Genomic DNA, 25,733 nt, shown 5'->3' with positions numbered 1-25,733 from the left:
TGCTTATTTCTTGATGAAGAAGAAAGTGCCACCTTCGTCTTCAAGGTCTTTAATTTTACCGAACTTAGGAGCCTGATTCCCTGCTTCCTTAACTGCGGCTGTAACCTTTTTGGCTATCTTATCGATAGATATACAAGCATCAGTGTTGTTGATTAGCGAGGATGAAAATGTTTTAGTAAACTGTGAATTGTCGGAGGCTAATTCATAACCGGCAGAAGTTAATACTTGAGCCGACTTCGATTTCAGTAATTCTGATTTTTCACAACGAATATCGTCATCAGTGCCGCGCATTGCTAATAAAAATGTTGGTCCAGATTCACATGCATCAGTAATAACTAAAGTATGCAACAGCTTGGAAGAATAAGATTGCATTGCTGCTTTTAAATTATTAATGCCGAAGTAACTAAACTCGTCATCAATTTTTCCGTCAACGGGAACCCAGTAGCCTGTCGGACTGACGAACTTTCCATGTCCGGCATACCATATCATAATAGAATTTATATTGGCGTTTTTGACTTGGTCACGCAGTTCAATACTGAAAAACTTTTCCATGTCATATTTAGTCATATCTTTTTTATGAAGAATTTTTGTGATTTTATAACCGGCCAACGCCGACTTCATTAACATAATGTCTTTTGCCGGGCCATCAAGACTAGCAAAGTGTTGGTATTTGCTATTTTCAATAAATATTACCCAAGTGTTTCCCATAGGGCTGGAGGATGATTCGGCACCGCTTCTGTTAAGAGTGAATTCCTGCACAGTTTCATTTCCATTTGCGTCGACAACTGTAACAGTTATTTTGTTTTTGTTGGCTATGCTTATTTGTGAGCTGAAAGTAGGGTTAAGTGAGGTTACAGAATAGGATGCAGCCACTCCGTCAATTTTTATTGACGAAATCAAACTTTCATCTTTTACTTTACCCTGAATGTATAAATCAGGCGAGTTATTCTCCAAAAAGATTTCATTATCAAAAGAGGCAGCGGGTGTTTCAAGTGCTATAACAGGTTTATTAGCTTCGGTTCGTTCAATTTTTAAAACCAGGTTTTGAGTGTTTTCATAAACATCTGTTGCGAGTAAAATGATTTCGTTGGTCTTTAATAGGCCATTGATCTTTACGTTAAATTCGGGATTGAGTGAATCTTTTGGGAATTCGGCAGCGATTGAATTTACACTAATGGATTTGATCTGACTAACATCTTTAATATACCCTTTAATGTTTGCTTCATCTTTATCAGCAATGATTTTTATAACGTTTCCGGAGGGAACAGATGGGCCTGTTACAAAAATCTCAGGTTTGTTATTTTCACGGCTTAAATCAAATATTTTCTTTCGCGCTTCTTTTATGATACCCTCAATTTTAGCATCTCCTGTTCCGAGTTTTGCGGCGGTATTATAATCTGCAATGGCAGATTTATAGTTGCCAGCGGCTTCATAGGCGGCAGCACGGTTTAAATACGAGGCAATGTTATTTTTATCAAGATTGAGAGCCTGTGTATAATCATTGGCAGCGTTTTGATGTTGTCCTAATTTAGAATACACATGAGCCCTGAATTGAAAGTTTAAAATGGTAGGGCTCTTCAAGATGACTTTAGTAATATCATTTAAAGCGTTTTGATAATCGTTTTTAGCAGCATAAAGATAGCTTCTTGCCCAATATATATCCGTATTGTTTGCGTCTTTAGAGATAGCGGTTTCACAGGTAGCAGCAGCATCGTTAAGTTTATTTAGTTTCAGCTGCACCATGGCAAGGCCTACATAAGCAGGTATGTATTTAGAGTCATAATACTTAGAGTTTTTGTATTCTTTTTCAGCTTCAACATAATTTTTAAGGCTGTCGAACATAACAGCGTGATGATAGTAATTAACAGCGGTTTTTTTAAGATCCAAAGCGTATTGCGTTACTGTTAATCCGTATGTATAATCCCGAATGGTATAAAGTGTTTTAATTTCAAGATCAATTACTTCCTGATATTCTTTATCCCGTTCAAGTGCTTTACGGAACATTTGATCCGCATCTTGATATTTTTTTAGATCAAAAAGCAGTCGGCCTGCATTGTAGTATAATTCCTTGTTTTTAGGGTCGAATACCTGTAGCTTTTTATAATCCTCAACAGCTTCGGCGGCCTGATTGTTTTTTTCATAACAAAGTGCCCTTGCGGCATAAGCTTTTTCATAATTAGGGTCAAGTTTTATGGCCTCCCCATAATTGAGAATTGCATCTTTGAGATTATTAGCCTGTTCAAATTTTTCGGCAGCTGCATAATACTTTTTAGCCGATTGTGATTGAACGGAGGATAATGAAATGATTAAAATAAAAAACGAAATTAGCCAACGCCTCATGATAACTTCTTATTAAATATTGATTAATGTAACAAAAATATAAAAATAATTGAATCTAGGAAGAGATTTAGTCTTTTTACAGAAGAATACATGTTTTTTTAACGATGTATGAAACCCTTATGAGCAGCATGCCGTATAATTCAATAAATTAATTACATGACCTACAAGAAAGTCATATTTTTTATTGTGTTATTAGCGGCATTTTTAGGCATAATGTGAGGATAAATGCAATTGTATCTGACATTATTTTTAAATCGCCGCCTTTAAAGAGAGCCCCTGGCTTTAAAGTCGCGTGAACCGCGTGAAAAACAAAAATCCCGCTCAAAAGGCGGGATTTTTCATTGGGGGATATTCTTTTATTTCATTTGTGATAAAGCATAATCTAAACGCTTCATTATTTCTTCTTTGCCTAATAAGGCCAGCATATCAAATAACTGAGGTCCGCCCGCAACGCCACTCACCAAAACGCGCACCAGTTGCATATCAATTTTACCTAAGTCGGCAGATGCTGCTTCAAATACATGATGTAGATTATCGGCAGTCCAGTTGTTCTCTGCGTTTAATTTATCACGTAGTTTAGAGTAAGTTGCTTTTGAATTTTCATTCCATTTTTTCGCCAATACTTTTTCATCAAAGCTGGTAGGTGCGGTAAAAAAGTAAACACCTAAGTCGTAAAACTCATTAATGAAATGTGCTTTTTCTTTAATCAGTCGACAGAATTCTGTAACGAATTTTAAGTCTGCTTTAACGCCTTTGCTCTCTAAGATTGGCATTAATTCAGCAGCCAGTTCATTGTCATTACGCTGACGTAAATATTGTTGATTGAACCATTTCGTTTTTTCCGGATCAAATTTTGCGCCTGACTTGTTTACGCGTTCAAATGTGAAAGCTTTAATGATTTCAGCTTTCGTCATGATTTCGCGGTTATCGCCGGGGTTCCAGCCAAGCAGGGCCAGCATATTAATAAACGCTTCCGGATAAAATCCTGACTCTCTATAGCCAACATAACTTTCGCCTGTACGCTCGTCAAACCAATTTAAAGGAAACATCGGTAATCCTGATTTATCGCGTTTCGATAATTTACCTTGTCCATCCGGACGCAAGATCAATGGTAAATGCGCCAACTTCGGCATATCATTCTCCAAGCCTAAATAGCGATAAATTAGAATGTGTGCAGGAGCACTTGGTAACCATTCTTCACCACGCACCGCATGCGAAATTTGCATTTCAATATCATCCACAATATGTGCTAGATGATAAGTAGGCATTCCATCACTTTTCAATAATACTTTATCATCTACTTGCGATGAATTTACTACTACCCATCCGCGAATGATATCATGAAAACGGATTTCTTCGTTACGTGGCACTTTCAACCTAACTACGTGTGGTGTTCCGGCATCCAAAAGTTTTTTCACTTCATCTTCGCTTAATGTAAGCGAATTGCGCATGGTTTGTCTGCTTACTGAATTATATTGAGGAGCCACCACTTTAGCAGCCTCCAAACGTTTGCGCATTGCATCTAATTCTTCTTCCGTATCAAATGCATAATAGGCATGTCCGCCGGCAATTAATTGGTCGGCGTATTTTTTATATATACCAAGTGCTTTACGTTCGCTTTGACGGTAAGGGTTGTGCGGACCATCACCAAATCCTACGCCTTCATTAGGCTCAATACCGCACCATTTAAGAGCGTTAACAATATATTCTTCAGCACCGTTTACATAGCGGGTTTGATCAGTATCCTCGATACGTAAAATAAAATCGCCGCCATGTTTTTTGGCAAATAAATAATTAAATAATGCTGTACGCACACCGCCCATGTGTAATCCACCGGTTGGGCTTGGGGCAAATCGTACTCTTACACGTTTTTCCATAGGGGGCAAAGATAGTTATTTATCGTAGATTTTTTAAAGTTAAAAGGCTTAAAAAGCTGAAACATTAGCTAAAAAATAGTTAGTTTTAATGTCGGTGAAAAAAGTCTTTGCAATTATATCATTTCTGTTAATCTCCTTTGTGCAAAAAGCACAGATCGACAGCCTTGATATCATTTATAAAATGACTTTACCGGATACTTCTAAATTTCTTCGACTTGCGAATATTGTTTTGTCTGAAGACGCTCCATTTGAGTTAAAACGTGAGTGGAGTGTTAAATTGATGGATTTGGCTACAAAATCAAACAATCCGAGGTTGATGGTGAATGCCTATTTTCTTTCAGGTGCTGTTTATTTTCAATTTTCAAGATATGATGCGGCCATGCCATATTATTATAAGTCTTTAGCCTTGTCAGAGGAAATTGGGCATTTACAAGCTCAATCGAACGTGTATAATAATTTAGGTATTATAGCTTCCAATCAAAACAACAGTAAACGTGCAATTTATTATTTCCGTAAATGCTATGATATAGGCGTAAAACTGAATAGAAAAAGATTGCAGTTCTCAGCCGCAAATAATTTGGCAGTAGATTATATTAACATGGATAATTCAGTTCTTGCTCTGCATTTTTTAGGGATTTCAGAAAATATTGCAAAGGAAATTAACATGAATGATTTTCTACCCTCGTTAATGGGGAATAAAATGGAATGTTATCTAAAGGTGAAGGATTATAAAAAGGCTTACGAACAATTGCAGAAAATGTATGAGTATATCAAACTCGACACTATAAATGATCATAGGCAATCTTCCAATTATTTTACGGCGCATTATTATACAAGCGTGGGTGAATACGCAAAAGGAGCAAAGCTATACGAAGAAAATTTAAAGCTGATTTCACCTGAAGATTTTCAGGAACTTCGCAGAAACTATAATGGATTACATACTTGCTACCAGAATCTAAAGGATTATAAAGGCGCTTATGCTGCTTTACAAAGTTATCAAGCTTACGATGATAGTTTAACTAATTCGGAAAAAATAAGATTAAATAGCGAACAGGAGAATAAGTATGCAAGTATGAAAACTGAAAAGGAATTGGAAATCGCGAAGCTTTCGAATGCAAATAATACTTTAAAGCTTAAGCGAAATAAGATAACTATAATACTGGGATTGGTTATAATTTGTTTAACGATTGTCGGATTAGGTTTTGTTTACAAGTTGTTTAGAGATAAGAAAAACGCCAACACAATCCTTGAGAAGCAAAACACAGAGATCAACCAGCAGAAGAAAGAAATCCTTGACAGTATCAATTATAGCAAACGGATACAAGACGGAATTCTTCCGAGTCATGAAGAATTAGTTGAAAAGGCCGGCGAACATTTTGTTTATTATCAATCAAAGGATATTGTGAGTGGTGATTTTTATTGGGCAACAAAAAGGGAAAACGGAAAATTTATCATGGCTTGCTGTGATTCAACCGGACATGGCGTTCCGGGTGCGTTCATGAGTTTATTGGGTTATTCTTTACTTACAAAATCGGAAGAAGGGGATAATACCAGAACGCCTGCAGATATCTTGAATTACGTTAATGAAGAAATGCCCAAGGTGTTTAAAAACGAAACGCGCGGTGAGCAAATTAAAGATGGCATGGATGTGAGTATTTGTGAAATTGATCGTGCTAATTTGAATTTGAAAGTGAGTGGGGCCAATAATTCTATTTATCATATCACAGATGATGTTTTACATGTGATAAAAGCACAGAAACATGCGGTAAGCGCCATGGTAGATAACGACGGATTTATGTTTGCTAATAAAGAAGTAAAGTTGAAGAAGGGAGATATGATCGTGATGTTTACAGATGGATTTGCCGATCAGTTCGGCGGACCAAAAGGCAAAAAGTTTAAGTATAAACAACTCGAAGATATATTGCTTGCTAATTGGCAAAAGCCTTTAATTGAGCAAAGACAAATTTTATCTGATGCTTTCAATAACTGGAAAGGTCAGCTCGAACAAATTGATGATGTTTGTATCATCGGCATTCGAATTTAAAAATCAACTTTCACATAGAATAAAGGAAGGAATCCTAACTGATAATTTTTTATCAATGGATCGGCATTAAAATTAGCCGGATCGGGAGCATAACTTAGAGCTAATACATTTTTAGTGCCCATTACGTTTACTAAGTCAAATGCAATTTCCCAGCTCGATTTCTTTGCATTGATTTTATATGCAATTCTAAAATCGAGACGATTGTACGGATCGAATTGCCTGGAGTTAATAGCGTTTTCATCCGGCACAACATCCATAATGGCATTACTTGCCGCTAAGTTAACAGGTGAATAGCGTTTACCTCCGCCATAAGTGAATTTAGTAGAAACATTGATGCTGTTTTTCTTACTCTTACCTAATCCGTATTCAACACCGGCTAATAAATTCATCATATAGTTACCGTTGAAATCACTATCGTAAGTTTTTCCGTTGCTCGCTGTGTATTTACTGTCATAAATACTCGCGCTATACATCACGAAATAATGTTTGTGAAATAATTTTTCGAGGGTTAATTCTAAACCGTAATTATAACCCGTTCCTTTATTTTCCATAGTATAAAGCGGGAAGAAACGGGTAAAGGTTGCGCCACGATTAATTAATGAAATACCGGAAGGTTTTGCGTAAACCGGAATATTCCACAAATATTGATAATAAGCTTCTGTTTTTACGCGGAAGTATTTACTCACCTGCAAATCATATCCTAATACTACGTGATGCGATTTACTAAAATCAAGATTTTTATTATCCATCACGCGCTCCGTGTTCGCAGTTATCACACCGTCACGAATTAAACTATCGGGAATGGCATAATAAATATAACCGGGTTGCATTTGACTGTGCATGCCGTATGCTAAACTCAAGGTTTGATTGTCTTTGAATTGATAACGTAAATTAGCGCGCGGTTCAATGGTCCATTTGTTATTCAAAGTAAGATATTGTCCGTGCAATCCGATGTTTGCACTCCATTTTTCGTTGAAGCGATGCGAAAAATTAATATAAGGCTGAATCAGGAAGTAATCATTAATGTTTCCTAATCGTTGCTTCCATGGTTTTGACATGATGTCACCGGGTAGTGTATCGTACAATGAATTGATTTTAGCTCTGTCAAAATATTTCACATTAAATTCATTCACAAAGAATCCGGTTTTAAAACTATTCGCCGCATTTACTTTGCGTTTAACAAACCAACTTAAAGTGGTTTTATTTTCGCGTTGATTATAGTTTAGAATATGTGGTGTAATTGAATCAGGAACATAATTAGCATCACGAAGAATTAAATAATGATCGGAGAAAATTTGCTGAGAGCTAAATGCTAATGTTGTTTTCATCAGCGTGCGTGTATTAAATGAATAAGTATGATTCAACATACATACGCCCATGTTACTTCTGAAATATTGATCACGTGTTTGATCGCCATATAGTTCTTTCGGCTTTTCCCTTACTTTACTTAATTCGATATCAATACTGCTTAAACCTCCAATTCCGCTAAAGCTAAACACGCCGGCATTTTTGGTTGGAAAATTAAATCTGAATCCTCCATCCTGATATTCAGGAATGGCGCTCGTTCCAAAACTAATTGGAATTTTAAATGCCTGAAATAAAGCAAGTGTAGAGTAGCGATACGTAATTAAATAACTCGCCCCACTTTTTTTACTGAGCGGACCTTCAATAGCCGCTTCAGTTCCTAGGATACCAAGCTGAATAGTGCGTTCGTGTTTTTCGTTATTACCATTACGCATTTTTAAATCAAACACACCGCCTAAAGCATTACCGTAATTAGAAGGAAAGGCTCCTGTGAAAAATTCGGAGTTCGCTAAATATTTGTTATTAATGATAGATTGAGGTCCGCCGGCGCTTCCTGCAATAGCAAAGTGATTCGGATTCGGAATATCTACTTCTTCCATACGCCATAATAAACCTGCCGGTGAATTACCACGAACTACAATATCGTTTCTGCTGTCGTTAGTTCCTTGTACACCCGCAAAATTTTGTGCCATACGTGCAGGATCTTGTCGCGAACCCGGATAGCGTTCAATTTCTTCAAGTGTAAAAGCTTTCATGTTTACGGCTTGCATATCGGCAATTACATCTTTACTGTTTTCTGCACTTACTTCCACTTCGGCCATTTCAACTAGTGATTCTTCCAGTTCAACATCCAGTATATATTCTTTTCCACTTGTGATAATTATATCATTAGCCGGAACTGTTTTGTAACCCATTAGAGCAAAAACAAAATCTCGGCGACCAATCGGAACTTTGGTAAGTTTATAAAAACCATTACCATCAGTAATGGCGTTGATTTTTTTGGAGCTATCGTTCAGCATTTTAACGACTACTCCGGGCAGACCAATGCCTGTAGCTTTATCGGTTACCTTACCTTTTACGTTTTGGAAATAATTTTGCGAATGTAAAAAAGTACTGCAGAAAAGCAGGTTTAAAATCACTAAACATTTTTTCATATACAATAATAGTAAAATTTTAAATATTTCATTTTAACGTAGCGTACAAGAAGTACTTGTCCAAATCTGAACACCAGACGGCTCGTAATCACGGCATTTTTTCTCTGCTTTTCTTTTTGTCCCATAAACAGTATATAATTGAGTATGTGTTGTGCTGTTGCTGCCAAATAGACTTTTTTCGGTAATTGTACATGCGCAGGTGTAATTTTTTTTCTCACAGGAAGAAAAAATCAAGACGATAATAAATGCAAATAGCGTTAATGGTGTTGTTTTCATGATGTTTGGTTTTTTATGTAGGTAATTATTTAATCGCACATTCGATGTTGTGCCACATGTCGCCACCCGACAAATCATTGCACTCTTGAATCGCTTTTCGTTTTGTATCCTGAATCGAAAGGGTGGTGGTGTTTACACATTCGCCTCCAAACATGCCAATTGAGCGATGGGTGCAAAAGCAAGCGTGTTTTTTGGTTTTTTCGCAGGACGCTAAAGTGAAAATTAGTAAGGTTAAAAAGAAAATTTTTTTCATGGTTAAGGGTTTAATTCATGATTAATGAAAACTCATTATTGTCGGGCTGGAAATTGAGACTGCCTTTAATTACACCTGTATGTTCGGTTCTTTTATGAACCGGCCATAGCATTTCTTTTTGCGTTGTATCAAATGGCATTTCGTTTACTTTTTCATAGTTACCTGTATTGCTCACTGCAACGGCTACACAGATAAGAGCGATTGTAATAAGGCTTAATTTTTTCATCGTTTTTGTTTTCTAATGTTCTGAGACAAAAGTAGACGACGATGCGCCGCCACTTAAATTGAAAAGCACGGCGACTTTTAAGGGACTTATATTAAACGCGGAGGAGTGGGGTTAAAATAAAAGGGTAGAGCCCCTTATTATTGTTTTTTGCAAAAGAGATGTGTCTTTTACGGAATTTCGCAAAACAAAATGGATTAAAAGCGGAAAAAAGAAGGAAAAATTTAGAAAGTTAATGGTTTGCCCATATAAAAATCGAGCACCTTTAATTTGAAAAGATAATCAAACTTTGCTTGAAGTAAATTGCTCTGCGCATTAGCTAAACGAGATTTTGCAGAGTTAAAATCAAAGGCGCTGATGGCCCCCAAATTAAATTTTTGTTGCGCGTAATTAAATGATTCTTGTGATGCTTCAACCGAGGCTTTAGACGCTACATACTTATTAAGCGCGGCTCTGGCATTCGCAAATGCTTGCGCAATGTTTTTGTAAAGTGTTTGTTCAGCTAAATCCTGACTGTATTTCGCATTTAAAGCATTTATTTTCGCATTCTTAACAGCGGTGTGTGTTTGCAGGCCATTAAATATAGGAACACTTAAAGTCAAACCAATACTTCTATTCACATTGTCTTTATATTGATCAGCAAAAGGTATATCACGAGTAGTAGGGATATAAGTTGGACTCAATACAAAATCACCGCCGGTTGTTACAGCAGTTGTATCGTAGCCGGTTACATTAATTCCTGTAACTTCTTTTGCTAATCCGGAGTAACCGGTACCAATCGACCCGTTTAAACTAATTGTTGGACTAATTCTTCCTTTGGCTGCTGCTAAAGATTTTTCAGCCATTTTTAAATTATACTCTGCACTTTTAATGGAGGGTTGATTTTTTAATGCTGTTTCATATATGTTTTGTACGCTGTTTGTCAACAGATTTTCTCCCTGAACTTCCACATCCGGCTTGCTGATTTTGAAATTATTTAAACTATCCAGATTCATGAATTGCATCAACGTTAACATGGCGAGTTGATAGTTGTTGTCGGCTGTAGTAACATTTACTTCTTCATTCGCTAACTGTGCTTTGATATCAAAGACCATGCTTTTGGCCACAGTACCGGCCTCCGCTAATTTTAAAGTACGTTCGTATTGTTGCTTAGTAATGTCGAATTGGTTTTTAGCAATACCAAGTAATTCATCTGAGTAAATTACATTGATATAAGCAGTTGCAACATTCAGTGATAAATCATATTGCTGTTGTTTTATATTTTCAGCGCCGGCTTTATAAGCGTATTCATTTGCTTTAATATTATTCAATTGCGATAGTCCTGACCATAGTACCAAATTGCTTGAGAGAAATAAGTTTTGAGATAAAACTTGCGTATTTGCAAACGTATTCGTGAATCGGTCGATGGTTCTACCAAAGTTATATGTGTGTGCAGCGCCTCCATTGATAGTGGGAAGCACATTGGCCTTAGATTGTAAGGTGTTATTTTTTTGTATTTGATTATTTAACTCAGCCTGCTTTAAAAGAATGTTATGTTTCAAGGCATAATCAACGCATTGCTGCAAGTTCCATTCATTTTGAGAAAACACAGAATTTGCCAGTAACAAGAAAGCAAAATATAGACTCTTTTTAATCATCAGGACTCAAAATTACCTAAATTTTTGATTCTTAAGGCGGAATTATGGCAATGGATATAGGTTGTTATGAACGGTTAATGAGAGGGATAATTCAATCAACTTTTTAATGTTTACAAGTACTGTAACCCAATAGACCGCTTTGCGTTATGCTTTATTAAATTTGGCTATGCGTTTTTTATATCTTCTTATCTTACTTATTCCGGCAGTTACCTTTTCTCAGCTTAAAAAAGAATATTATGATGCCGAACAAACCCAGGTAAAAAGCGAAACCGATTATTACAAGGGCATGCCGCATGGCCCTTATTTTGAGTACTATAAAAACGGAAAATTTTTACGTAAGGGTTTTTATCATTATGGAAAGGAAGACAGTGTTTGGACTTTTTATTTTGATGATGGAAATATAAAGGCCGTTGAACGTTTTTTCAGAGGCAAGAAATATGGAACCAATAAGTATTATTTCAAAAGTGGAAAGTTGGCGCAAATCACCAAATTCACGAATGATTTAGCTGATAGTGTGTGGACTTCCTACCATGAATCCGGAAAAGTAAAAAGCACCGAGAGTTTTGTAAACGGTAAAAAAGAAGGGGAGTGGATTTATTATCATGAGAACGGACAAGTAGAGAGCAAAGGACAATTTGTAAAGGATAAAAAGGATGGCGAAGTTACCAGCTATTATAAGTCGGGAAAAACATCGGTAGTAGGGCAGTATTGCAATGGAAAGCCTTGCGGAAAGTGGCAGGAGTATTACGAAAACGGAACGAATAAGTTTGAGAAAGAATATAAAGACAGCACCCTCTATTTGTATAGTATGTGGGATGCCAAGGGCAAGCAAGTAGTTACCAATGGAAATGGATTTATTTATGTATATTATGATAACGGTTTTTTAAGAGCAACCGGTCGTTATAAAGGTGGACTTCAAGATAGCATCTGGCGTTTCTTTCATCCTAATGGTGAGCTAGACTATGAGGCGAATTATCGCGAAGGCATACTAAACGGATACTATTCTTCCTATTACGTTAATCACAACATTAAAAGTGAAGGCGCTTTTATTAACGGTAAGAAAAACGGCATGTGGAAGTTTTATACCGAAGATGGTAAACCCGAAATGCATGGCCCTTTAAAAGATGGAATACGGGATGGTGTTTGGACTTACTACTATTCCAATGGTAAAAAAGAATCGGAAGGGACGTTTGTAAATGATAAACAAAATGGTACCTGGGAATATTTTTATCGCACCGGCGAAAAATGGAAACAAGGTAATTATGAGAATGGGATTAAAACAGGGGTTTGGACGACTTGGTTCGAGAATGGGAAAAAATTGCAGGAAGGTCCCTATGTAAATGGTAAAGAAAATGGTCTATGGCAAAGTTGGTGGGATAATGGTAAATTAAAGGATCAAGGCAATTTTACGAACGGATTACTTACGGGGAAATGGGAAGGATGGTTCCCAAATGGCAAGGCTAATTACAGTGGGAATTATAATTCAAAGGGAAAGAAATCAGGCACCTGGGATTATTGGTACGATAAAGGAAATCCGCGCGAACAATGTGCTTATGTAAACGGAATTAAGCACGGTAAATATGTGTTGTACCACGAAAGAGGAAGTTTTATTGATACTCAGGGTAAATACCGTAAAGGTCATCAGGAAGGTACCTGGAAGTATTATTATGAGACGGGCGGATTGCTAAAGGAGCAAAATTTTAGTAAAGGACGATTAACAGGCAAGGCTTATTCTTATTATAGTAATTCTAAACTACAGAGCGTAAGCAGCTATAAAATAGTAAAAGAACGCCGGAAGGGTAAAGTGCAAAGCGTTGCTGACGGAGAATGGATTTTTTACGATAAAAACGGAAAAGAATTAAGCCGTATTAACTATGTAAACGGAGTTAAAAAATAATATGTATATTTACTACGTTATGAACCGTATTGCCTCATTTTCTTTTGTACTTGTTTCTTCCCTGGTGTTATTTTTTTCTGCTTGTAAAAACACCGAAAAAGCAGAGGATAGCGAGGAAGATGTTGCTACAGGGATAACTTCTGTAACCGATAACGAACAAATTAGCGCGCAAAATGTATTTAATTCTATTCCTGCGCGCGCTGATATCATCAATCTTATTAGTCAAGACAAATTAGAGTACAACCCTGATTTTTTAAATAACCCTGATATGGCTGCTAAATATGCGCTTGAAAACTCACGCGCATTAAATTTGGGAATATTCGGAGCGGATTTAAGTGTAACAGGCGCTTTCGATCAAACACAAGAAAGTATGTTGTTTTTAAAATGTGTGAATATTCTTGCTAAGAACCTAGGCGTTAGTACGGCTTTCGATCAGCGAATGATGGACAGAATGGAAGCGCATAAAGAAAACCGTGATTCTACTCTGGAAATTATTGCTTCATCTTTCCGTAAGGCCGATGATTACTTAAAACAAAATGGTCGTCCGGGTACTTCAGCTTTGATTTTATGTGGTGCATGGATTGAAGGTATGTATGTTTCCTGTAGAATCGCCGATCAGATTAAGTCGGAGAACACGATTAAAACAATTTTAAAACAACAAGAGTCGCTTAAACATTTAATTATAATGACAAACGCTTCCGGCTTAAATGAAGAAGCAAAATATGTTATTGATGGATTAAAAAAAATTCAGGATGAGTTGGAAGTTGCCAACGTGAAAAACGAGTTAACCATCGAAAACATAAAGCTTGTCTCCGAAAACATCTCCGAGCTTCGTAAAAAAGTGGTTGAAACGTATTAGGCTTTATAGCTCTTTATAAACTCTACAAAAAACTTAACTTTTTCCTTATCTAAATCAGGGTATAAACCATGACCTAAATTAGCGATGTAATTTTGTTTACCGAATGCATCCAGCATTTTACTTGCTTCCGCCACTATGGTTTTTTCATCAGCATACAATAAACAAGGATCTGCGTTTCCTTGTAAAGTTTTACCGCTTGCAGCTTTTCTTGCTTCAACCGGATTAATGGTCCAATCTAAACCAATCGTGTTGCAATTAATTTGAGAAATACGATTCACGGCGTAATGCGCGTCTTTCGCAAAAACAGTAACAGGCACTAAAGGCTGAATAGCATCACAAATTTTAGAAATGTATTTTAAAGAAAATTCATAGAAATGATCCGGACTTAAAACTCCTGCCCACGAATCAAATAATTGAATCATATCCGCTCCGCTCGCTACTTGTCCTTTTAAATAGTTAATAGTGCTTTGCGTTATTTTATCCAATAACAAATGCGACAACTCCGGTTGCGTATATAAAAATTGTTTAGCCTTGCTGAAAGTTTTGCTTCCGCTACCTTCAATCATGTAGGCAAAGATGGTCCAAGGTGCACCCGCAAAACCAATAAGTGGCACGCGATTATTTAAATTTTGTTTAGTCAATTTTAATGCCTGCATCACATAATCTAAATCTCCTGCATTAGCAATGTGTAAAGCATCGACATCACCTTTCGTTTTAATTGTTTTTTCAAACCACGGACCTTTAGCTTCAATCATTTGATAAGGCAAGCCCATTGCTTCAGGAATGACAAGAATATCAGAAAATATAATGGCTGCATCTACACCTAAAATATCAACCGGCTGGATGGTAACTTCACAGGCGAGCTCAGGATTTTTTACAAACTCCACAAAATTTTTTGCACGGCTGCGTGTTGCACGGTATTCCGGTAAAACGCGACCCGCCTGACGCATTAACCAAACAGGAACTCTTTCGGTTTTTTCGCCACGAGCAGCTTTTAAGATAAGATCGTTTTTTAACATATTCGGGAGCAAATTTACTCATTAATTAGATAAATGGCAGCATAAATTGGATAAGCGGCATTTGCTTTTCATGTTCAGAATGATATCTTTATAATCCTTAAAACACACATGAAAAAGCTTTTACTTTCTTTAGCCTTATTTGCAGGCGTTTCTGCATCGGCTCAAAAAACTCATTATTGCGCCGAAGGCAAAATAAAATCACTCAATCATCAATTAGCAGTACAAAATGCACATAAAGCGAGCGCGCCTACAGCCTGGATTTCGCATGAACGCGCTTATGATGTGAAGTTTGTTCACTTAAACTTAAATTGTGAGCGAAACACAAAATACATTAGTGGAAATGTGAAAAGTGTTCAAACAGTTACGTTAGCAACACTCGATACATTCGCCTGCTTATTACACCAGGCATTTACGATTGATTCAATTTACATCAATAGCGCTAAACGATCATTTGTTCGTAAGGATAGTATTGTGAAAGTGAAAACGGCATCTACTTTAACAAGCGGACAAACATTTACAACCATTGTTTATTATAAGGGAACAGCTCCAACCGGTGGTTCGGCAATCGGAAGCGGTTACAGTACAGGTACATCAGGAAGCTGGGGAAATCAAGCTACATGGAGTTTAAGTGAAAGTTTTGTGGCCTATCATTGGTGGCCATGTAAACAAGAGCTAACTGATAAGATTGATTCAAGTTGGGTTTATGTTACTACAGATTCTACGAACAAAGTTGGTTCTAATGGAATTCTGAAAAATGTAGTAACCGTTGGAAATAAAAAACGATATGAATGGAAATCGCGTTCAATGATTGACTACTATTTGATTTCTGTAGCAGTTGCACGTTATAAGGAATACAACATGTATGCTAAGCCAACTTATCTTGCAGGCGATTCTATATTTATTCAAAATTATATTTACGATGGAGCAATTAATAATCCAACCTGGATTTCAGGACAAAAAGTTCAGCTCGATCGTATAAAGCAAACCATGGAGTTTCTTTGCAACCAGTATGGTATGTATCCTTATTATAAGGAGAAGTATGGACATTGCATGGCCCCTTTTAGCGGAGGAATGGAACATCAAACTATGTCGAGCATGGGATTTTTCGATTTTGAAATTGATGCCCATGAATTAGGACATCAGTGGTGGGGAGATAATGTCACTTGTAAAAGTTGGAGTGATATATGGATCAATGAAGGCTTCGCTTCCTATACCGAGCATTTATGCAATCAATATTTAAATCCATCTGCATTCATGACAAGCCTGAATTCGGCGCATAATAATGTAATGACGCAAAACGGTGGAAGTGTTTATTTTACTAATTCAGATACAATGAATACTAACCGCATTTTCAGCGGACGATTAACTTATGATAAAGGAGGCGCCATTGTACGTACTTTACAGTTTGAAGTAAATAATGATTCTGTTTGGTTCCCAATGTTGCGTGGCTTTCAAAATACCTATAAAAACTCTGTAGCATCCACTGTTGATTTCAAGAACTACGCACAAACATTCACCGGAATGAACTTCACTCAGTTTTTTAATCAGTGGTATTACGGACAAGGTTACCCAACATTTGCTGTAACCTGGAATTCTATGCCGGGAAAAGCATTCGTAAAATCAGTACAAACAACATCTATGCCTTCATCTGTGCCTTTATTTATTACGCCAATGGAATATAAATTTGCGCGCACCGGTTATCCTGATACTACTGTTCGTGTGATGCATTCTAATGCTACAGAGAACTACACCATCTCTATGCTTGGTACAGTTACCAGTGTAACATTGGATCCAAACCAATGGGTGATTAACAAAGTGACCGGTCCTTCAAAAGATATTACTTTAGGTGTGGATGAAAATTTTGTTTGGGCAAATGATATTTTGATTACGCCAAATCCAAGTCATGGTATCTTTGAAATTAGTTCAGAAAAGAATTTAGAGGGAAGTATTGAAGTATATGATGTAAGCGGAAAATTGATTTTAAGTCAAGTTGCACAAAGCCATAATAACATAGACATTACTAAGGAGGCGGCTGGCGTTTATTATTTAAGTATAAAAGATAAATCCGGTAACTTAATTAGATCTTCCAAGTTAATTAAGGAGTAGTATAATCTTCATTTAATAAAAAGGCATCTCATTTGAGATGCCTTTTTTATTGAATCGAAAATTATTTAGGCTAATTTTATTCCTAGTTCTTTTAATTGCTCGTCGCTGATTGTACTCGGACTTTCAATCATCATATCTTTTCCTGCATTATTTTTTGGGAAGGCGATAAAGTCGCGGATAGAATCAACCCCGCCAAATAAAGAGCATAAACGATCAAATCCAAATGCAATTCCGCCGTGCGGAGGTGCACCAAACTCAAATGCATTCATTAAAAATCCAAATTGATTCTGAGCTTCCTCTTTACTAAATCCAAGTACAGAAAACATTTTGGCTTGTAAATCTTTGCTGAAAATACGGATACTTCCGCCACCCACTTCAACACCATTAATTACCATGTCATAAGCATTGGCTCTAACGGCTCCCGGATTGCTGTCGAGTAACGCAATATCTTCAGGTTTTGGTGAAGTAAACGGATGATGTTTAGCCACCCATCGTCCGCGTAATGACTCCAGTAAGTTAGTGTCATTTTCATTCCATTCCAATAATGGAAAATCAATCACCCACAAACAGGAGAATTTATTTCTATCGCGTAAACCTAAGCGGCTTCCCATTTCTAATCGAAGTTCGCTTAATGCTTTGCGTGTTTTTTCTTCGTTTCCGGCTAAGATCAACATTAAATCACCGGGCTGTGCATTAAATGCCGCGGCCCATTTCTTTAAATCCTCTTCTGTGTAAAATTTATCTACACTTGATTTAATTGTTCCGTCGGTATTATAACGCGCATAAACTAAACCGGTAGCGCCAATTTGCGGGCGTTTTACAAACTCAGTTAATTCATCTAATTGTTTACGCGTATAGTCTGCTGCTCCTTTAGCGCAAATACCAACAACCAATTCAGCATCATTAAATACTTTAAAATCTTTTCCCTTTACAACATCATTCAGTTCCGCGAACTTCATTTCAAAGCGTGTATCCGGTTTATCGTTGCCGTAATATTTCATGGCATCAGCATAACTCATGCGTGGCATGGTTGAAATATCAACGCCTTTAACTGTTTTGAAAAGATGCTTTACTAATCCTTCAAAGGTTTGTAAAATATCTTCTTGCTCCACAAAACTCATCTCACAGTCTATCTGTGTAAACTCAGGCTGTCTGTCAGCACGCAAATCTTCATCACGGAAACATTTCACGATTTGGTAATAACGATCGAAACCACTTACCATAAGTAATTGCTTAAAGGTTTGCGGACTTTGCGGTAAAGCATAAAAGGATCCATTATGCACACGACTAGGCACAACGAAATCACGCGCGCCTTCAGGAGTAGATTTAATAAGTACCGGAGTTTCTACTTCCAGGAAATTTTGTTTGTCTAAGTAGTTACGCGTTTCAATAGCCATACGATGGCGTAACTCTAAATTTTTTCTTACGATGTTACGACGCAAATCCAGGTAACGGTATTTCATGCGTAATTCATCACCGCCATCCGTTTCGTCTTCAATGGTGAATGGTGGAGTAATGGCTGCGTTTAATATATTGAGTTCAGTAACTTTAATTTCAATTTCGCCGGTAGGATTATTTTTGTTTTTACTTTCGCGCTCAATAACAATTCCCTTTACTTGTAAAACAAATTCACGACTTACCGAACGCGCTTGCTCGCACAAAGTTTTATTCCAGTCAGGATTAAAAGTTAATTGTGTAACACCATATCGATCGCGAAGGTCAATAAAAGTCATCCCGCCCAGGTCGCGTGTTTTTTGAACCCAGCCACACAAGGTCACTTCTTTATTCACATCGGTAATTCTAAGATCGCCGCAAGTCGCAGTACGTAACATAAAATTTATTTAGTAGTATATAATTCGTTTACTTTATCCCAGTTTATCACATTCCACCAATTACTGATGTAATCGGCACGTTTGTTTTGATATTTTAGATAATAAGCATGTTCCCAAACATCGAGAGCCAAAAGTGGTTTCCCTTTATTGCTAACAACATCCATTAATGGATTGTCCTGATTCGGTGTAGTGGTAATTTTTAATTTACCGTCTTGCTCGATTAACCAGCACCATCCGCTTCCAAAAACTTTCGTTGCTTTTTCAGTAAACTCTTTTTGGAAATTTTCGAATGATTGAAAGTGTGTTGTAATAGCCTCCGCAATTTTTCCTTCAGCAATAATTTTTTTACCTTCTTTATTAGGTTGCATTAAAGTCCAAAAAAGAGAATGATTGTAATGTCCGCCGCCATTGTTTCGAATAGCGGTATCTAGTTTTGAAACTTGCGCAAACAACGAGACCAGGGCGGCATCACCTTTAAAGTCTTTTAAGGCAGCATTTAATTTATCGACGTAAGCTTTATGATGTTTGCTATGGTGAATTTCCATGGTTTGCGCGTCAATAAACGGCTCCAAGGCATTGTAGGCATATGGTAATGCGGGCAATGTGTGGGATGTTTCGTTAATGAACGCTAAATCATCCAGTGTTTTTAATTTTTCTTCTCCAATTAAATTCCCTGCAATACTTGCTAATCCAAGTAAGGCGCTCTTCTTTAAAAAATCACGACGATGATGACTCATTTTAAAACTGAATTAATAATTGATTCTTTTCAACAGCAGTTCCTTTTGATGCGACAACTTTTTTTATAACACCGTCGGCAGGGGATTTAAGAATGTTCTCCATTTTCATAGCCTCGAGTACCAATAAAGAATCACCTTTTTTTACAGCTTGGCCTTCACCAACCAAAATATTTAATACCATTCCTGGCATAGGGGCTTTGATATCATTTACTTTTTTGGAGGCAACATTATCCATTCCAAGGTTATGAAGAAGCTCATCAAATTTATCCTTTACATCAACGTAGAATTTTTGCCCATTCACTTTTAAAACCAATTTTTTTTCGGAGAAATCGGCTTTAACTATATTGAAGTTGTAAGATTTGTTATTGAAAAGTAGATGAAATTCGCCAGGATTCGTTTCAATAATAGAAGCCTCTATTTTTTCATCATTCAGTGTACCGTTAATGATTCCGTTTTTAGCCTTTATATCGGTTTTTAAGGCTTTTTTGCCGTTAATGGATACTTTATACATAGGTGCAAATTTAGGTATTTATAGCAACAAAAAAGCCTCCGAGATCGGAGGCTTTCTTAATATTTGTTTTTGTTTGGATTACTTCTTAACGAATTCACCCATTTTGTTATCAAAGTTTAAGAAATAACCGCCTTTTGGAAGGTTAGATACATCTACGATAGAACCAAAACCTTTTTTAACGATATTACCATATTGATCGTAAATCTCATACATTGTTTCAATAGGTTTTTCGCCGGAAGTGTAGAAATTAATGTTTTTAGAAGCTTTTAATGGCGCAAAGTTGATTTCAGGAACATCTGACATAAAATCAACCGGCTTAGATAAACGAGGCTGACCACTATAATCAGTTTGACGAACACGCACCTGATTTTTACCTGAATGTGGTTGAATTTTGAAAGAATAAGGATTGGTTGTAGGCGTACCGTTTCCGTCAACCTCACCAACTTTTACCCATTTATTCCAACGGAATTGTTCAACAGCAAAAGGTAACTTTCCGGTTTCAGATTTGGTTTCCCATTTAACAGTACCATCTTTATCAACACTCATGCTAATCACCTCAAAAGTACTCTTTGGTTTTAAAACCTCAGGGTTCAATACTTTTGGTTTGCAATCTTCTTTATGTTTAATCTTAATTTCAACTTTCTCACCAATGGTTAATTTGTGAGGTTTGAAGTCGATTTCAAATGCACTCGAGTTAGTCTCATCGGTTGTAATGTTACCATTAACTAATACCTCTGATACGCAGAAACCAACACCACCACTACCGTAAGGATTCTGTACGTAAAGGTTCTTACCTTGATAGTTACCTTCTAAGATAATAACGCCGCCTTGTGAAAAGGCGTTATAGGAGAACGACCCAAGCGCAAAAACGTATAGAAATATTTTTTTCATCGACTAAATCTAAAAATGCCCGCATTAACGGCGTTGCAATATTAAAACGATATTTTAAAATAACAAAATAAATTTCAAAAAAATTACGGATTTGCCTGATTTTGAAAATTGCTTTATCTTTAGGTAGATTTGCAAATAAATTTTTTTTATGAATATCCTATTGAAATACAGCCAAATTATTGCCTTTTCAGCGGTACTTGCGGCTTGTGGCGGACAAAAAGACGATAGTAACGGGCAAAGATCAGAGGGAAGTGGCGGTTTTTTAAGGATTTCCGAGGTAACATTGCCTAAAAGTATATTTCCTCAGGCCACAACTAATTATATTGAAGGTTTAGTCGCAGGTCAAATTCATGAGGGCTTGGTGCGATTAAATCCTAAAACTTTAGAACCAATTCCGGGTTTAGCTGAAAAATGGGATATTTCGGAAGACGGCAAGACTATAACCTTTCATTTAAGAAAAGGGGTATATTTTCAAAATCCTGAAAATGAGGGCGGTAAAGGTGCAGAAGTAACTGCCAATGATGTGAAATTTACTTTTGAATTACTTTGTACGGATCGTCCAAGTAACATGCATTTTGCTACGGTTTGTAAAGATCGAATTTTAGGCGCAAACGAATATTTTGAAGCTACATCAAAAGGACAAAAATCTGAGCTTAAAGGGTTTAAGTTGATAGATAAGTATACTTTCAGTATAACGCTTAATAATGCATCCGGTATATTTCTTCAAATTTTGGCGAATCCGGTTACTTCGATCATAAGCGAAGAGGCTTACAAAGTGAATTATGAAAACTTGAAAGTTGGAGCCGGTCCATTCGTTTACAACACAAAATATTCGAATCCGAAACATATTGTTTTAACGCGAAACGAAAACTATTATGGCAAGGATGAAAAAGGAAATTCATTGCCATATTTAGATAGTGTTATCATCAATATTCTAAACTCTACAGAGGAAGGATTAACAGCGTTTAAAGAGGGTAAATGTGAATACATTGGTACTATTCCTTCAAACAGTGTTCGTATGATTGTAGAGGAAAATATTAAGGATTTTGAAAATCATCCGCCTGCATTTATACTTGAGAGAAGCTCTGAAATGGTGAGTCAGTATTATGTGTTTAATATCAATAAGGCTCCATTTAACAACGTAAAAGTTCGTCAGGCGTTTAACTATGCGATTGATCGCGATAAAATTATCGATAAGGTTTTACAAGGTCAGGCATATGGTCCGGGTACTTACGGTATAACCCCTCCTACATTCAATACTTACAAAGTTTCTCAAATTAAAGGGTATTCTTTCGATCCTGAGAAAGCACGTAAATTATTAATTGAAGCAGGTTATCCTAAAGGAGTTGGTTTCCCTGAGGTTTCATTATTGGTAAATTCAGGAAACTCACGTAACAATACTGTGGCAGCTGAAATACAAAAACAAATAAAAGAAGTGCTTGGTGTAAATATCACTTTCGAATCATTACCAAACGGGGATAAATTTAATTTACAGGTTAAGGGTCAAGGACATATTTTCCGCGATGGATGGATTGCCGATTACCCAAGTCCGGAATCTTTCTTATCTGTTTTCTATGGAGAGCCTGTGCCTACAGATACAGGAAAAGTATCTTATCCAAACACGCAACGTTACGTTAACGCTGAGTTTGATAAATATTACAAAGCAGGTCGTGATGCGCGTAATCGCGATAGTTCTTATGTGAACTTTCTTCGTGCTGAGCAAATTCTCATGGATGAAGCACCTCTTATTGTACTTTGGTACGAAAGTAATTACCGTTTAATTAGTTCACGTTTGAAAAACTTTAATGTGAACCCGATGCGTTACATTGATTTGACACGTGTTATGATTTCGAGTCCAGAAGAGAATAAAGGAGAAAAGAAATAATTTATCTTACTTATCTGAAAGCCCCATAACGGGGCTTTTTGTTTTTATTGCAAACACATTACGAAATATTAGGAGTTTCAACTAGCGCTACCGATGAGCAAATTAAAGCGGCCTTTAGGCGATTGGCTAAGCTTTATCATCCGGATAAAAATCCGAATGGAAAGGAGCAGTTTGAGAAAATCCTCACCGCTTATGAAATCTTAATTGATAGTACGAGTCGTTATAAATACGATCAGCGATTGAAGGGTTTCGCGAGCAGCGATGCGGTTAAGAAAAAGACACAAAGCAGCGGACAAAAAAACTGGAGCTTTAATGAGGAGGAATTAAAACGACGACAATACTACCAAGAATATTACAAAAAAGAATACGAAAAGTACGCGAAGGCTAAAGTCGATGCAAAGTCCGGCAGTACATATAATGAGTACAAGTATATTTTATTTGCGGCACCACTCGCAGTCGCACTTCTACTTTTTATAGTCAATGCTTTTAATTCAAGCGATGAAACAAGTTCTTCCTCTGAAAATGAAAAGGTGCGTTATCAAGAAATAAAAATGAGTGCAGACCCTTACACTTCGTTTTTTAAATTACCTATTTATGATACGGTTGTGAGTCGCGTACTTGAAATAAAGAATACATCCGATTTGGATTTTATCCTCAATATTTACACCACTAAAAACAAATTCGTGAGAAGTTGTGTAATTAAATCAGGTTATGTTGTTCAAATAGAACAATTACCCAATATTTTAACGCATATTAATCTAACGGCCGGCACACAATGGAATGGAGGTAAGGAGTATAAAACATCTGATGTAATTGGCGGTTTTGAAGATTCGAAGGGGTTTTATTCACTTGATTTATCCAAAACCAACGGATGGTCTTTTTCGCTTAGTGACACTCTTTTAAAAACAATTCCTAAACTTACAGAAGCGGAGTTTTTTAAAAGGGATTAATTCACTTTTGATTTTTTAATTTCCATTCCGAAATCCATTATCATGGGTAATGGATCCGTACGCATCGCTTGTTCAAATGTGAAACTGTATTTGCCTGTTAATGGGAAGCGTACACTCTTTTTCAAAGGAATAATGGCATCAAAAATATCGCCGGCACCATTGCCTTGCCACTCACCTTTACCGTTCGCTAAAACACATTCTAACGTGTCAACAGTTATTTTTCCGTCGGGGTAGGTAGTCGTTAAAAACAAAAACAAATTGCTGTAAGGATACGAATCGGCATGACGCACCAATAAGCTGATATCGTGCAACGAACTTCCGTCGGTTACTTCCGTTTCGAAAGTGAGTTTGTTTTTTGCATACCACTCATTGTTTTCAAGATTCTGATACTTGCTGTAAACAACACCATTATTGCATGCCGACAAAAAAGTAATAATTATCGCAACAAAAACTAGTTTAATTATTTTTTGGCTTATTGTCATTGGGAGTGTTGCCTTTTTGCTGGTTACCTTTATTAGGATTTGGTTTATGCTGATGTTTTTGTTGCGGCTTATTTGAATTAGGCTTTGCGTTTTGCTTGTTACCTTGTCCTTGTTGTTGTGTTCCTTTGTTTTGTTGCTGATTATTTGGTTTATTTGAAGCACCTTGTTGTTTATTTCCCTGGGTCTGTTGTGGATTGTTTGGCTTCTTGTTGCCACCTTGTTGTCCGCCTTTATTGTGTTGCGGTTTTTTATTCTTGTTTTTATTTTGATTTTTTCTCGAATCAAAACGCGTTAAGCTATCTTGCCCAACCACATTTTGGAAATCAGGCTCCTTCACCGCAATTTTAGCTGAGCTGTAATCTTTAGCTTCAGCCAAATCTTCCGGTTTCTCTCCTTTAGCATTGAGCTCTAATATTTCTTTAACACGCTTAATACTTAAAGGAATAAAAACATCCGTATCGGTCGTATACGACCACCAAAGCAATCGTCTGAAAATATCTGTTTTTTGTAAAAAGGCATCACCTTTTTGCGTATGTAATTTTTTGTTATCTATCTGAGGAAATTCTTTCAAGGCGTCTTGATAAGCATCCAACTCATAATTTAAACAACACTTCAGTTTTCCGCATTGTCCGGCTAATTTGAGTGGATTTAACGATAACTGCTGGTAACGTGCTGCAGAGGTGCTCACCGTACGGAAATCTGTTAACCACGTACTGCAACATAATTCACGTCCGCATGCGCCAATAGCACCTAATCGGGCAGCCTCTTGTCGCGCACCAATCTGACGCATTTCAATACGTACCTTGAATTCTTCCGCTAATTTTTTAATCAGTTCACGAAAGTCAACGCGCTCATCAGCGGTGTAATAAAATATAGCTTTTGATTTATCACCTTGGTACTCTACATCACTTAACTTCATTTGTAAGCCAAGCTGTAAAGCAATGGTGCGAGCTTTGTACATGGTAGCAACTTCCAAACTTTGTGCTTCGCGCCATTTATCAATATCCTGTTGTTTAGCTTTACGATAAATTTTTTTAGTTTCTTCGCTATCAAAACTAACACCCTTCTTTTTCATCTGAAGGCGCACTAGTTCACCGGTTAAGGAAACAACACCTATGTCGTGACCAGGACTCGCCTCAACAGCCACTATATCGCCAACATTAAGAGCAAGTGCATTCGTGTTTTTAAAAAAGTCTTTTCGAGAATTTTTAAAACGGATTTCAACCATATCAAATGCTTGCTGACCGGCCGGTAAACTCATGTTTCCTAACCAATCGAACACATTTAACTTATTGCAGCCACCTGTTGTGCCACACGATCCGTTATTATTACAACCTGCGGGGATTCCGCTACCTGTATTATGATTTCCTCTTCCTGTATTACAATTTCCGCAACCCATATTCTTTCTAATATCAAATCACTAAGGTAGCTCATTTTTACGGCTTTTCAAATGCG

At 36.9% G+C, this 25,733-nt stretch carries 20 protein-coding genes; 6 read left to right on the top strand and 14 right to left on the bottom strand.

Annotated features, from left to right (window positions below):
* Positions 1-3 precede the first annotated feature (3 nt).
* Positions 4-2,340 (bottom strand): tetratricopeptide repeat protein, encoded by a 2,337-nt coding sequence (locus tag J0L69_00620; GenBank protein ID MBN8691661.1) that lies wholly within the window; start codon positions 2,338-2,340, stop codon positions 4-6.
* 356 nt (positions 2,341-2,696) lie between these two features.
* Complete coding sequence (locus tag J0L69_00615) at positions 2,697-4,217, bottom strand: glutamate--tRNA ligase (protein ID MBN8691660.1); 1,521 nt, start codon at positions 4,215-4,217, stop codon at positions 2,697-2,699.
* 139 nt (positions 4,218-4,356) lie between these two features.
* Between J0L69_00615 and J0L69_00610 the strand changes: the two genes are divergently transcribed.
* Positions 4,357-6,261, top strand: coding sequence for a SpoIIE family protein phosphatase (locus tag J0L69_00610; protein ID MBN8691659.1), 1,905 nt, complete (start codon positions 4,357-4,359; stop codon positions 6,259-6,261).
* Here the strand turns inward: J0L69_00610 and J0L69_00605 are convergent.
* The 5 genes from J0L69_00605 to J0L69_00585 all read right to left on the bottom strand — a co-directional run bounded on the left by J0L69_00605 (position 6,258) and on the right by J0L69_00585 (position 11,109).
* Positions 6,258-8,720: a TonB-dependent receptor gene (locus tag J0L69_00605; protein ID MBN8691658.1), complete on the bottom strand. Its 2,463-nt coding sequence runs from the start codon at positions 8,718-8,720 to the stop codon at positions 6,258-6,260. The two genes, J0L69_00610 and J0L69_00605, sit on opposite strands and share 4 nt — an antisense overlap.
* Before the next feature lie 33 nt (positions 8,721-8,753).
* A complete protein-coding gene (locus J0L69_00600; GenBank protein MBN8691657.1) occupies positions 8,754-8,996 on the bottom strand; it encodes a hypothetical protein in 243 nt (80 codons plus the stop codon).
* Positions 8,997-9,021: 25 nt separating this feature from the next.
* Entirely contained in the window at positions 9,022-9,249 is a 228-nt protein-coding gene (locus J0L69_00595; GenBank protein MBN8691656.1) for a hypothetical protein, read from the bottom strand.
* A gap of 10 nt (positions 9,250-9,259) precedes the next feature.
* A complete protein-coding gene (locus J0L69_00590; protein MBN8691655.1) occupies positions 9,260-9,475 on the bottom strand; it encodes a hypothetical protein in 216 nt (71 codons plus the stop codon).
* Positions 9,476-9,696: 221 nt separating this feature from the next.
* Complete coding sequence (locus J0L69_00585; GenBank protein MBN8691654.1) at positions 9,697-11,109, bottom strand: TolC family protein; 1,413 nt, start codon at positions 11,107-11,109, stop codon at positions 9,697-9,699.
* A gap of 166 nt (positions 11,110-11,275) precedes the next feature.
* On the opposite strand from J0L69_00585, the gene J0L69_00580 reads away from it, so the two are divergent.
* Together J0L69_00580 and J0L69_00575 are read left to right on the top strand one after the other, a co-directional pair.
* Complete coding sequence (locus J0L69_00580) at positions 11,276-13,006, top strand: toxin-antitoxin system YwqK family antitoxin (protein ID MBN8691653.1); 1,731 nt, start codon at positions 11,276-11,278, stop codon at positions 13,004-13,006.
* Positions 13,007-13,025: 19 nt separating this feature from the next.
* Positions 13,026-13,865, top strand: coding sequence for a hypothetical protein (locus J0L69_00575; GenBank protein MBN8691652.1), 840 nt, complete (start codon positions 13,026-13,028; stop codon positions 13,863-13,865).
* On the opposite strand, the gene hemE is transcribed toward J0L69_00575, so the two are convergent.
* Positions 13,862-14,884: a uroporphyrinogen decarboxylase gene (gene hemE, locus J0L69_00570; GenBank protein MBN8691651.1), complete on the bottom strand. Its 1,023-nt coding sequence runs from the start codon at positions 14,882-14,884 to the stop codon at positions 13,862-13,864. The two genes, J0L69_00575 and hemE, sit on opposite strands and share 4 nt — an antisense overlap.
* Before the next feature lie 108 nt (positions 14,885-14,992).
* Here hemE and J0L69_00565 point away from each other — a divergent pair, with 108 nt between their 5' ends.
* Positions 14,993-16,990, top strand: a complete 1,998-nt coding sequence (locus J0L69_00565) for a T9SS type A sorting domain-containing protein (GenBank protein ID MBN8691650.1) — start codon at positions 14,993-14,995, stop codon at positions 16,988-16,990.
* A 65-nt stretch (positions 16,991-17,055) separates the two neighbouring features.
* On the opposite strand, the gene aspS is transcribed toward J0L69_00565, so the two are convergent.
* The 4 genes from aspS to J0L69_00545 form a co-directional block, all read right to left on the bottom strand.
* The gene (aspS, locus tag J0L69_00560) at positions 17,056-18,822 is read right to left on the bottom strand and encodes an aspartate--tRNA ligase (protein MBN8691649.1); all 1,767 of its coding nucleotides are present in this window, start codon (positions 18,820-18,822) and stop codon (positions 17,056-17,058) included.
* Positions 18,823-18,827: 5 nt separating this feature from the next.
* On the bottom strand, positions 18,828-19,559 hold the full coding sequence (locus J0L69_00555; protein ID MBN8691648.1) for a superoxide dismutase: 732 nt from the start codon (positions 19,557-19,559) through the stop codon (positions 18,828-18,830).
* A 1-nt stretch (position 19,560) separates the two neighbouring features.
* Positions 19,561-20,070 carry a biotin/lipoyl-binding protein gene (locus tag J0L69_00550; GenBank protein ID MBN8691647.1) on the bottom strand — a complete coding sequence of 170 codons (510 nt, stop codon included), beginning with the start codon at positions 20,068-20,070 and terminating at the stop codon, positions 19,561-19,563.
* 78 nt (positions 20,071-20,148) lie between these two features.
* A complete protein-coding gene (locus J0L69_00545) occupies positions 20,149-20,961 on the bottom strand; it encodes a hypothetical protein (protein ID MBN8691646.1) in 813 nt (270 codons plus the stop codon).
* A gap of 148 nt (positions 20,962-21,109) precedes the next feature.
* Here J0L69_00545 and J0L69_00540 point away from each other — a divergent pair, with 148 nt between their 5' ends.
* Positions 21,110-22,846, top strand: a complete 1,737-nt coding sequence (locus J0L69_00540) for an ABC transporter substrate-binding protein (GenBank protein MBN8691645.1) — start codon at positions 21,110-21,112, stop codon at positions 22,844-22,846.
* Positions 22,847-22,893: 47 nt separating this feature from the next.
* On the top strand, positions 22,894-23,796 hold the full coding sequence (locus tag J0L69_00535; GenBank protein ID MBN8691644.1) for a J domain-containing protein: 903 nt from the start codon (positions 22,894-22,896) through the stop codon (positions 23,794-23,796).
* On the opposite strand, the gene J0L69_00530 is transcribed toward J0L69_00535, so the two are convergent.
* Together J0L69_00530 and J0L69_00525 are read right to left on the bottom strand one after the other, a co-directional pair.
* Positions 23,793-24,278, bottom strand: a complete 486-nt coding sequence (locus tag J0L69_00530; protein MBN8691643.1) for a gliding motility lipoprotein GldH — start codon at positions 24,276-24,278, stop codon at positions 23,793-23,795. The two genes, J0L69_00535 and J0L69_00530, sit on opposite strands and share 4 nt — an antisense overlap.
* Complete coding sequence (locus J0L69_00525) at positions 24,253-25,677, bottom strand: hypothetical protein (GenBank protein MBN8691642.1); 1,425 nt, start codon at positions 25,675-25,677, stop codon at positions 24,253-24,255. Before J0L69_00525 ends, J0L69_00530 begins: the two co-directional genes overlap by 26 nt.
* Between the last annotated feature and the right edge of the window lie 56 nt (positions 25,678-25,733).

This window comes from Bacteroidota bacterium (assembly GCA_017303905.1).
Classification (GTDB): Bacteria; Bacteroidota; Bacteroidia; order B-17B0; family Aurantibacillaceae; genus JAHEYG01.
This window is presented reverse-complemented; position numbering and strand designations above follow the sequence as displayed.

Bases quoted from the DNA above. Each gene is read 5' to 3' on its own strand.
- J0L69_00555 (MBN8691648.1), bottom strand. From the start codon at position 19,559: ATGAGTCATCATCGTCGTGATTTTTTAAAGAAGAGCGCCTTACTTGGA.
- J0L69_00550 (MBN8691647.1), bottom strand. From the start codon at position 20,070: ATGTATAAAGTATCCATTAACGGCAAAAAAGCCTTAAAAACCGATATA.
- J0L69_00615 (MBN8691660.1), bottom strand. From the start codon at position 4,217: ATGGAAAAACGTGTAAGAGTACGATTTGCCCCAAGCCCAACCGGTGGA.
- J0L69_00565 (MBN8691650.1), top strand. From the start codon at position 14,993: ATGAAAAAGCTTTTACTTTCTTTAGCCTTATTTGCAGGCGTTTCTGCA.
- J0L69_00620 (MBN8691661.1), bottom strand. From the start codon at position 2,340: ATGAGGCGTTGGCTAATTTCGTTTTTTATTTTAATCATTTCATTATCC.
- aspS (MBN8691649.1), bottom strand. From the start codon at position 18,822: ATGTTACGTACTGCGACTTGCGGCGATCTTAGAATTACCGATGTGAAT.
- J0L69_00545 (MBN8691646.1), bottom strand. From the start codon at position 20,961: ATGAAAAAAATATTTCTATACGTTTTTGCGCTTGGGTCGTTCTCCTAT.
- J0L69_00595 (MBN8691656.1), bottom strand. From the start codon at position 9,249: ATGAAAAAAATTTTCTTTTTAACCTTACTAATTTTCACTTTAGCGTCC.
- J0L69_00585 (MBN8691654.1), bottom strand. From the start codon at position 11,109: ATGATTAAAAAGAGTCTATATTTTGCTTTCTTGTTACTGGCAAATTCT.
- J0L69_00590 (MBN8691655.1), bottom strand. From the start codon at position 9,475: ATGAAAAAATTAAGCCTTATTACAATCGCTCTTATCTGTGTAGCCGTT.
- J0L69_00525 (MBN8691642.1), bottom strand. From the start codon at position 25,677: ATGGGTTGCGGAAATTGTAATACAGGAAGAGGAAATCATAATACAGGT.
- J0L69_00580 (MBN8691653.1), top strand. From the start codon at position 11,276: ATGCGTTTTTTATATCTTCTTATCTTACTTATTCCGGCAGTTACCTTT.
- J0L69_00575 (MBN8691652.1), top strand. From the start codon at position 13,026: ATGAACCGTATTGCCTCATTTTCTTTTGTACTTGTTTCTTCCCTGGTG.
- J0L69_00600 (MBN8691657.1), bottom strand. From the start codon at position 8,996: ATGAAAACAACACCATTAACGCTATTTGCATTTATTATCGTCTTGATT.
- J0L69_00540 (MBN8691645.1), top strand. From the start codon at position 21,110: ATGAATATCCTATTGAAATACAGCCAAATTATTGCCTTTTCAGCGGTA.
- J0L69_00605 (MBN8691658.1), bottom strand. From the start codon at position 8,720: ATGAAAAAATGTTTAGTGATTTTAAACCTGCTTTTCTGCAGTACTTTT.
- J0L69_00530 (MBN8691643.1), bottom strand. From the start codon at position 24,278: ATGACAATAAGCCAAAAAATAATTAAACTAGTTTTTGTTGCGATAATT.
- hemE (MBN8691651.1), bottom strand. From the start codon at position 14,884: ATGTTAAAAAACGATCTTATCTTAAAAGCTGCTCGTGGCGAAAAAACC.